Source organism: Limnohabitans sp., from assembly GCF_044361985.1.
In the GTDB taxonomy this organism is placed as follows: Bacteria; Pseudomonadota; Gammaproteobacteria; order Burkholderiales; family Burkholderiaceae_C; genus Limnohabitans_A.
On record NZ_JBIKHV010000084.1, the window covers coordinates 1 to 9338 of the forward strand.

General features: G+C 57.9%; 9 protein-coding genes. 6 read left to right on the forward strand and 3 right to left on the reverse strand.

Features of this window, described 5'->3' with window-relative positions:
- Positions 1-126: 126 nt before the first annotated feature.
- The gene (gene hrcA, locus ACIQ3A_RS11990) at positions 127-1131 is read left to right on the forward strand and encodes a heat-inducible transcriptional repressor HrcA (RefSeq protein WP_396431966.1); all 1005 of its coding nucleotides are present in this window, start codon (positions 127-129) and stop codon (positions 1129-1131) included.
- 451 nt (positions 1132-1582) lie between these two features.
- Here hrcA and ACIQ3A_RS11995 read toward each other — a convergent pair whose 3' ends face one another.
- Positions 1583-2233 (reverse strand): response regulator, encoded by a 651-nt coding sequence (locus tag ACIQ3A_RS11995; RefSeq protein ID WP_396431967.1) that lies wholly within the window; start codon positions 2231-2233, stop codon positions 1583-1585.
- A gap of 237 nt (positions 2234-2470) precedes the next feature.
- Here ACIQ3A_RS11995 and ACIQ3A_RS12000 point away from each other — a divergent pair, with 237 nt between their 5' ends.
- From ACIQ3A_RS12000 to ACIQ3A_RS12010, 3 genes are read left to right on the forward strand one after another with little or no spacing between them, the layout of a single operon-like run.
- Positions 2471-4198 carry a long-chain fatty acid--CoA ligase gene (locus ACIQ3A_RS12000; RefSeq protein WP_396431968.1) on the forward strand — a complete coding sequence of 576 codons (1728 nt, stop codon included), beginning with the start codon at positions 2471-2473 and terminating at the stop codon, positions 4196-4198.
- 10 nt (positions 4199-4208) lie between these two features.
- Positions 4209-5222 carry an LLM class flavin-dependent oxidoreductase gene (locus ACIQ3A_RS12005; protein WP_396431969.1) on the forward strand — a complete coding sequence of 338 codons (1014 nt, stop codon included), beginning with the start codon at positions 4209-4211 and terminating at the stop codon, positions 5220-5222.
- Between the two features lie 29 nt (positions 5223-5251).
- On the forward strand, positions 5252-6271 hold the full coding sequence (locus tag ACIQ3A_RS12010) for a methionine synthase (RefSeq protein WP_396431970.1): 1020 nt from the start codon (positions 5252-5254) through the stop codon (positions 6269-6271).
- Here the strand turns inward: ACIQ3A_RS12010 and ACIQ3A_RS12015 are convergent.
- Positions 6262-6714 carry a hemerythrin domain-containing protein gene (locus ACIQ3A_RS12015; protein WP_396431971.1) on the reverse strand — a complete coding sequence of 151 codons (453 nt, stop codon included), beginning with the start codon at positions 6712-6714 and terminating at the stop codon, positions 6262-6264. The two genes, ACIQ3A_RS12010 and ACIQ3A_RS12015, sit on opposite strands and share 10 nt — an antisense overlap.
- Positions 6715-6867: 153 nt before the next feature.
- Here ACIQ3A_RS12015 and ACIQ3A_RS12020 point away from each other — a divergent pair, with 153 nt between their 5' ends.
- Positions 6868-7620, forward strand: a complete 753-nt coding sequence (locus tag ACIQ3A_RS12020) for a 2OG-Fe dioxygenase family protein (protein ID WP_396431972.1) — start codon at positions 6868-6870, stop codon at positions 7618-7620.
- A gap of 12 nt (positions 7621-7632) precedes the next feature.
- On the opposite strand, the gene ACIQ3A_RS12025 is transcribed toward ACIQ3A_RS12020, so the two are convergent.
- Positions 7633-8118 (reverse strand): YajQ family cyclic di-GMP-binding protein, encoded by a 486-nt coding sequence (locus ACIQ3A_RS12025; RefSeq protein WP_396431973.1) that lies wholly within the window; start codon positions 8116-8118, stop codon positions 7633-7635.
- Positions 8119-8158: 40 nt separating this feature from the next.
- Here ACIQ3A_RS12025 and murB point away from each other — a divergent pair, with 40 nt between their 5' ends.
- Positions 8159-9211: a UDP-N-acetylmuramate dehydrogenase gene (murB, locus tag ACIQ3A_RS12030; RefSeq protein WP_396431974.1), complete on the forward strand. Its 1053-nt coding sequence runs from the start codon at positions 8159-8161 to the stop codon at positions 9209-9211.
- Positions 9212-9338 lie beyond the last annotated feature (127 nt).

Here is a 9338-nt window from a genome sequence, read left to right on the forward strand (position 1 = left end):
ACATCGTCCAGAACCAGGCGTGAACTCTCCAAAGCCCCCCCCTGGGTGCTGGCGTGGTATTTGCCAAACAGCGCGACGTGACGGAATCTGGATCTCATCGGCAAATTACATCATTAAAATGACAGGATGCTAGATGATCGTGCCAAGTTATTGCTGAAAGCCCTGGTTGAACGCTACATTGCGGACGGCCAACCCGTGGGCTCGCGCACGCTTTCAAAAGCCTCGGGTCTGGATTTGTCGCCCGCGACCATTCGCAACGTCATGTCAGATCTGGAAGACTTGGGCTTGATTGCCAGCCCGCACACTTCGGCCGGGCGCATTCCGACGAGCCGGGGTTACCGCTTGTTTGTGGACACCATGCTGACGGTTCAACGCGATGGTCTGGAGACCCCGGCCCTGACGCCCGATCAACCTCAAAAGGTGATTGCCAGTGCCGCCAACCTCTTGTCCAACTTGTCGCATTTTGTGGGCGTGGTCATGACGCCGCGCAGGCCTTCTGTATTTCGGCACATCGAGTTTCTGCGTTTGTCCGAGCGACGCTTGCTGGTGATCATTGTTTCCCCTGAAGGCGATGTGCAAAACCGTATCCTGTTCACCGAAACCGATTACTCACAAAGCCAGCTGGTCGAGACCTCGAATTTTCTCAACAGCCATTACGCAGGCATGGCCATCGAGCAGGTGCGCAGCCGGGTGCAACAAGAGCTGCTTAGTTTGCAAAGTGAAATTGCCACACTCATGCAAGCGGCTGTCCAGGTCAGCAGTGAAGCGCTGGCCGAAGACCAGAACGAGGTGGTCATTGCCGGTGAGCGCAACCTGCTTTCTGTGAGTGATTTTTCAAGTGACATGGGCCACTTGCGCAGGGCCTTTGACCTGTTCGAGCAAAAAACGCAGCTCATGCGCCTGCTTGATGTCTCCAGCCAGGCCGAAGGCGTGCGCATCTACATTGGTGGTGAAAGCCAAATCGTGCCGATGCAGGAACTGTCCGTTGTCAGTTCGCCCTATGAGGTAGACGGTCAGATTGTGGGCACCTTGGGTGTGATTGGCCCGACCCGCATGCCCTATGACCGGATGATCCAGATCGTCAACATCACCTCGCGCCTGGTCAGCAATGCGTTGAGTCAATCCAAATAAAAGAGGCTCGTCCTTTGGGCACTACAATGCGCTGCGTGGGGCGTTAGCTCAGTTGGTTAGAGCAGAGGACTCATGAAAATTGTGCACCGAGGCAGGAAACGCTTCGTGTGAATGACGTCAAATTCGGTGAAACCTAAGTGTGGCAACACATACGGCAATGCCGAGCGAAGCTCAGTGTGAAAGCACTTTGAACGTGTAGAGACTAGACGGCGTCCACCTAAAGCTCAGGCCATGGTGAAGGCATAGTCCAGGGAGTAGTGAAAGCTACACAAACCAGAATCCTTTGGTCGACAGTTCAAGTCTGTCACGCCCTACCAGCAATGGAAAAGCCACTGATTTCGGTCAGTGGCTTTTTTTTTGAAAAAGAGTGGCTTTTGCAAAGTGTTCCAAGACAGGCCTATTGAGATCTCAGGCTTTAGGCCCCACTTTGGCCTGGCGTTCAAGCCAGGGTTCAGGCTCTTTCCTTGGACGAGTTCTGGCCATCTTGCGCATGCGCTTCAATGTAACGTCCGGCCAGGAAGGCTGTGAAAAATCCGTTGAACCAATCCATGTTAATGGGTTTGGCCATGAAGATGGTCCCCTCTGGCAGACCGCCCCGGCTTTCAACGTCTTCAGGCGACAAGGCTGACAACACCAAGGTGGTCATGCGGTTGAACTGTGAGTTTTGCCGCAAGGTGCGCAGCAACTCGAAGCCGTCCACACCCGGCATGTCCAGATCGGTGATCAAAACATCCGGTTTAATGCTTGAAATATCGATCAAGGCTTCCAGTCCGGATGACATGGCGGTGCAATCAACGGGCATGACCGATCGGTTGCAATAACCGCGCAACATCTCGCGTGTCACGGCATCGTCTTCGACCAGCAAAACCCGAAGTCTGTTGTCAGCAGGCGTACTTTGAACCGTCAGCATGTTGTGTTTGCGTTGGAATTCGCGAATAGAGGGCATCGAAATCCTGCGATGGCCCCCTTGCGTCTTCCAAGCTTGCAGTTCATTTTTCTCGACCAGGGCCTGGATTGTGCCGACCGACAGACCCAGCAGCTTGGCTGCATAAGTGGTGCCGCAGTAGTCTTCCGGGGTGTCAGGTGTGGTGTTTGTTTTCATGGTGATTTATTTTAGTAATAAAAGTATAAAAAATTACATATTTTTATATCTAAAATTTATTAAAAATGTTAAATAAAAGAAAATTTCTATAAATACTGGCTTATTTTGGAGAAATTTGTCAAATTGATGGTGCTATGAGGAGGTTGCGGATTGGTCCCCTCTGCGACAAAGCCACGCTGAGCTCCAAGGCCTTGGGCGATTAACATGCAGCACAACCCTTATTAAAGGAGACTGCTGATGCCCGAACATGCTGCTGTTTGGCCTGCGCGCCTGCCCGCCAAAATCTCCCCCCCGGTCACCTCGCTCTGGATGAATCTGGCCATCAGCGCCATGCGTTACCCCGACAAAGTTGCTCTGGTGTTCATGGGCCGGGTGTGGACTTACCGCGAATTGATGGCCAGTGCTGAGCGGCTGGCGGGGCAGCTGTTAAGGCTGGGGGTGAAGCCCGGCGACCGTGTGGTGCTGAACATGCAGAATTGCCCGCAGTTGGTGATCACGCACTTTGCAATATTGCGCATCGACGCGGTGGTGGTGCCGGTCAACCCGATGAACCGAGCAGAGGAATTAAAGCACTACATCACCGATCCAGACACGCGGATGGCCGTGACCACGGCCGACCTGGCCCCTGATCTCGCGCAAGCCAGTGAGGCCTTGCCGGCCGAACAGCGTCTGAAACATCTGCTGGTGACACAGTTCACCGATGTGTTTGAGCCCGAAGCTGTGGGCCCCGAGGACTTGCCCGATGCCTGGCGACCTTGGCTGCTGCCGGTGCGGGCTTTGCCTGAACTGGCGTCGGGCCAGGTCCATGCTTGGTGTGACCTGATGGCTCAGCCTGACACGGCCTTGCCCCCGCCTCAAGCCCAAACCGACGATCTGGCGGTTTTGCCCTACACCAGCGGCACCACGGGTCTGCCAAAAGGTTGCATGCACACCCACGGCACCATCATGCACAACGCCATGGCCAGTGGTTTGTGGGGCAACGGCACGCCCGAAAACGTGACCCTGTGCGTTGTGCCCATGTTCCACATCACCGGCATGGTGAGCGTGATGCACACCAGCATTTTGCTGGGCGCCGGCCTGGTGATCATGCCGCGTTGGGACCGTGATGTGGCGGGGCATCTGATTTCCAAATGGCGTGTGACCCATTGGACCAATATCCCGACCATGGTGATCGATTTGCTGGGCAGCCCGCACATGGACCGCTATGACCTTTCTAGCCTGGTCTACATTGGCGGTGGTGGTGCGGCCATGCCCGAGGCTGTGGCCCAACGCTTGTTGGACCAATTTGGTCTGCGCTACATCGAGGGCTATGGCCTGACCGAAACAGCGGCACCTTCGCACACCAACCCACCCGATGCCCCCAAGAAGCAGTGCCTGGGCATTCCGTTCATGAGTGTGGAGTCGCGCATCGTGGACCCCGAGAGCTTGGCCGAATTGCCGCCGGGCGAGTCGGGCGAAATCGTGATCAGCGGGCCACAGGTGTTCAAGGGTTACTGGAAGCGCCCCGAGGCCACCGAAGCCGCCTTCTTTGAACGCGATGGCTTGCGGTTTTTCCGCTCGGGCGATATGGGCCGAGTGGATGAAGAGGGGTATTTCTTCATGACCGACCGCCTCAAACGCATGATCAACGCCAGTGGGTTCAAGGTCTGGCCTGCAGAGGTTGAAGCCCTGATGTTCCGACACCCGGCCATCCAGGAGGCTTGCATCATTGCCACACGCGATGCCTACCGAGGTGAGTCGGTCAAGGCGGTGGTGGTATTGCGACAAGACCACAAGGACAAAGTGACGGCGCAAGACATCATCGACTGGTGTCGTGAGAACATGGCGGTTTACAAAATGCCCCGCGCTGTCACTTTTGTCGATGCCTTGCCCAAGAGCGGCAGTGGCAAAGTCATGTGGCGAGCGTTGCAAGAGGCCGAAATGGCTGCCGTAGATACTCAAGCCCCAACGCCTGCCAACCACTGAGCATAAAACGATGAACCCGAGACTGTCGATTCTTGACCAATCTGCTGCTGCGGCTGGACGCGGGCAGGACGCCACGATCCGCCAGACTCTGGAGCTGGCCCAAAAGGCCGAAGCCTGGGGGTACCACCGTTTTTGGGTGAGCGAGCACCACAGCCATCCCAGCATCGTGGGCAGTGCCCCCGAAGTCTTGATGGCCGCCATTGCCGCCCGCACCCAGCGCATCCGCATTGGCAGTGCGGGGGTGATGCTGCCGCACTATGCCCCCTTGAAGGTGGCCGAGCAGTTTCGGGTGCTGGACGCGCTGGCCCCCGGGCGGATTGATTTGGGGGTGGGCCGTGCGCCCGGCAGTGATGGGCGCACCGCGCAATTGCTCAACCCCGACCGCAGTGCGTCAGAGCGCTTCCCCCAGCAGGTCATGGAATTGCAGGCCTGGGTCAGCGGGCAAAACTTGCCCGCAGGCCATCCTGGGCACAACGTGTTCGCCTATCCGTTGTCAGAGACTGCGCCCTCCGTTTGGATGCTGGGCAGTTCAGACTATGGCGCGCAGTTGGCTGCTCATCTGGGCCTGCCTTACGCCTTTGCCTATTTCATCACCGATGGGCAGGGCGCAGACGAGGCTTTACAGATTTACAGGGAGACTTTTCGCCCAAGTGCCACTTTGCAAAAACCTTCAGCCGCCTTGTGCGTCTGGGCCCTGGCTGCCGATACCGACGAAGAAGCTTTGCGCCTGTTTGAAAGCCGTGCGCGATGGAAGATGGACCGCAACCTGGGCCGCATCGGGTCTCTGCTGCCGCCCGAGGAGGCGGAGCGCGATTACAGCCCGGCCGAGCAGTTTGCGCTGGAACGACTGCGCGACTCGGCCCTGATCGGCTCGGCCGCTACTGTGGGCGCCAAACTGCGTCAACTGGCAGCGCGGCTGGCGGTCGATGAACTGGTGGTCATCACCTGGACGCATGACCCGGCCGCCCAAAGCCGATCTTATGAATTGCTGGCCCAGGAGTTCGCACTTGCGGCAAACTCTTGAGCTTTGATTTTCCAACCAAGGACTTGTTCATGTTCACCACCGCAATCGCTGGCAGCTTGCCCAAACCCGCCTGGCTGGCTGAAACCGAAAAACTCTGGCCGCAGTGGAAAACCCAAGGGCCTGAACTGCAACAAGCCAAAGCCGATGCCACGCTGTTGTGGATCAAGGCGCAGGAAGATGCTGGCCTGGATGTGATCGGCGATGGTGAGCAGGCACGCCAGCACTTTGTGCACGGCTTTGTTGAGCAGGTGGAGGGCATCGACTTTGTCAACAAGGTCACCATGGGCATCCGCAACAACCGTTACGACGCCCAAGTGCCCCAGGTGATCGCGCCTTTGCGCTTGAAAGGCCGTGTGCACGCCTTCGAAGCACAACTGGCCCGCGCCCACACCAAAAAGAAACTCAAATTCACCTTGCCTGGCCCGATGACGATTGTGGACACCGTGGCCGACCGTTTTTATGGCGACAAGGTCAAGATGGCCATGGCCTTTGCCGAGCTGCTGAATCAGGAGGCGCTGGCGCTGCAAGCCGACGGCGTGGACATCATCCAGTTCGATGAGCCAGCCTTTAACGTCTACATGGACGAAGCGGCCGACTGGGGCGTTAAGGCGCTTGAAGTAGCCGCGCGGGGCCTGACTTGCACCACAGCGGTTCACATTTGCTATGGCTACGGCATCGAAGCCAACAACAACTGGAAGAAAACCCTGGGCGATGAGTGGCGCCAGTATGAAAAAGTGTTTCCGGCTCTTGCCAAAAGCAGCATTCAGCAAGTCAGTCTGGAGTGCATGCACTCGCATGTGCCCATGGAGATGATGAAGCTGCTGGAAGGCAAAGACGTGATGGTTGGCGTGATCGATGTGGCCAACCCGGTGATTGAAACCCCGGAGGAAATTGCCGACACGATTGGCCGAGCCTTGCAATTTGTGCCCAAACACCGACTGATCGCCTGCACCAACTGCGGCTTGGCCCCGATGAGCCGCGCCGTGGCCGAGGCCAAGCTCAAAGCTTTGGCCGAAGGCGCCAAACTGGCCAGCCAGCGTTACGCCTGAGGGCAGGCCTGAAGGGCAATCTCATCGGGCATGCTGAGCACACCGGTGGCCGGGTCGTAGCCGGTTTTGCGCAGGTGCAGGGCCAGTGCGGCGTCCATGGATTGCGAATGCATGGCAAACCACTGGCCCAGTTCTTCGGCCATTTGACGAATCGGTGCCAGGTTGCCGGATTCACCGGCACTCAGGCCTTCGTGCATGACTTGCAACACCACTTTGTGTTGCGTGGTGTGGATGTGGGTGGAAGAAAACCGGCTGGCATTCATCCACCGGTCTTCGCGTTCAAAAACGTTGGCCGTGTGTCTCACCAAGTTGCGCCAGTGACCCAGCAGCGCCACATCAGGTGCCTCATGCGCTAAATCCAGCAGGGCGACCAAGGTTTTGTGCCCATCGTCCATGCCCGGCATGCCCAGCGACAGGGCGTCGCTCCACTTCAATCTGCTCATCATTTCTCCTGTGCCAATGCTTGCAGCTTATGGCTTCGCCGCCTGTTGGTCTTTGATGCGCATCAGCAGGGGCTTTGAAATCCACCCACCTTGGCCCTGCCGAACTGCACAGCGTTATGCTTGCACTCTTTGCCTGATTTCCTGGACGTTTTCATGCCCCAACTAACGCTGCAGCCCCCTTTGACATCGCTTGATCAGTTGAACAACACCTTGACGACGCAAGGCTTTGCTGTGCTGGGCTCGGACAGTGTGTGCGCTTTGGCGGGTGTCTCGATCGAGGCACTGCGAGCGCTGCAACCCAGTTGGAATGATTTGCCCCCCGACCAGTACCTCAAGGATGGTGGGCGTTACCGGCGTCGCCGACATGCCAGTTTCCAGGTCACCCCAGACCAGGTACAGCTGGTGCCGCACCGCGCGCATTGGCAGCCGCTGTCTTACAACGCGCTGCATGGCGGCATGCAGCGGTGGTTTGATCCCATGGCCCCCGAGGTCGTTCAGCAGGACGCTTGGCAAAAGTTGTTGCGTGGTCTGGCCTGTCTGGCCTGTGCCGCCCAGGGCGATCAGACCTGGTTCACCGAAGCCCACCAGTTCCGCATTGACACCACCGATGGCATCGGCCGTCCCACACCTGAAGGCGCACACCGGGATGGGGTGAACTGGGTGGCCGTGTTTTTGTTGGACCGCCAAGGCATCAAGGGGGGTGAAACGCGGGTGTTTGACATCAACAGCCCCAGTGGCCAGCGCTTTACCTTGAACGAGCCTTGGTCACTTTTGCTGCTTGACGACACCCGGGTGATCCACGAAACCACACCGATTCAGCCTGAGGGTGACGGCGGCTGGCGCGACACCCTGGTGGTCACTTTGCGCTCGGGGGGCTTTCTGGATGAGCCCGTGCCCAAGGCCTGAAATCAAGCCCCATCAATCCCTGAAGTTGTCAAAACTCAGGGGCAAGTCGGTCATGTCCTTGCGCAGCAGGGCCATGACGGCCTGCAACTCGTCGCGTTTGGCGCCGGTCACGCGCACCGCATCACCCTGAATGGACGCTTGTACCTTGATCTTGCTTTCCTTGATCAGCTTGGTGATTTTCTTGGCATCTTCGGTCTCGATGCCATTTTTGACCTTGATCACCTGCTTGACTTTGTCGCCGCCGATTTTTTCGACTTTGCCAATGTCCAGAAAGCGCACATCCACATTGCGTTTGGTCAGCTTGTTGCGCAGGATGTCTTCGACCTGGGTCAGTTGAAAATCGGCATCGCCAAACATCGTGATCTCTTTGTCCTTGAGTTCGATGTTGGCAGACGTGCCTTTGAAGTCAAAGCGGGTGCCGATTTCTTTGGCGCAAGTGTCAACAGCGTTGCGCACTTCGACCATGTTGGGTTCGCAAACAGTATCAAACGAGGGCATGGTGGGGCAAATCAAGGGTTGAGAATGCGACAATTCTCCCATGAACCTGGAGAAAAACGTACCCCTGCAGCCTTACAACACCTTCGGCATTGCTGCCAAGGCACAGGTTTTGGTCCGTGTTCGCAGCGAGGGTGACCTGCTGGCCGTGCTGGCCGACCTGCAATTGGCCACTTTGCCCAGGCAGGTGCTGGGTGGTGGCAGCAACATCGTTTTAACGGGCGATGTCAAGGCGCTGGTGCTCAAGGTGGAGGTTCCTGGCATGCGCTTGGCGTCTGAAACCGACCGCCACTGGGTGGTCGAAGCGGGCGCAGGGGTGGACTGGCATGAACTGGTGGCTTGGACGCTGGAGCAAGGCTACCCGGGCCTCGAAAACATGGCCTTGATTCCAGGCACGGTGGGCGCATCGCCTGTGCAAAACATCGGTGCATACGGAGTTGAGCTGCAAGACCGCTTTGACTCGCTGGATGCCATGGACATGTTCACCGGCGAGTTGTTCAGCCTGAATGCCGCGCAGTGTGGCTTCAGCTACCGGGACTCTGTCTTCAAGCACGCTTCGGGTGGCGCCGATGGCTTGGGCCTGGCTGGGCGTGCCGTCATCTTGCGGGTGCGCTTTGCGCTGCCCAAAAGCTGGAAACCTGAGCTGGGCTACCTGGACTTGGCACGCAAAATGGCCGAGACGGGCATCCAAAGCCCTGATGCTCGGCAGATTTTTGACTGGGTCTGCGCCATCCGCCGCGCCAAATTGCCCGACCCGAAGGTAATTGGCAACGCCGGTAGTTTTTTCAAAAACCCCACCGTCACCACCGAGCAGTGCGCCGACATCATTGCCCGCGACCCGAAAGTGGTGCATTACCCCATGCCCGATGGCAGCATCAAGCTGGCGGCAGGCTGGCTGATCGATGCCTGCGGCTGGAAAGGCAAAACCGTGGGCCATGCCGGGGTCTACGAAAAGCAGGCCTTGGTGTTGGTCAACCGGGGCGGGCGCGAGAACCCCTGCACCGGTGGCGAGGTGATGACGCTGGCCAAAGCCATTCAGACCAGCGTGTACGAGCGCTTCGGGATTCTTCTGGAGCCTGAACCGGTGGTGATTTGAGGCTTTGAGCCTGGTGTCGTAGGCCGCCGGTTTTGGCTGCACCATTGTTCCGCGCCGGGTTGGGGCCTGAACGGTCGGCCTCATACTCGCTTCGCTCGCCAAATCGGCCGATCCGCTCAGGCCCCCA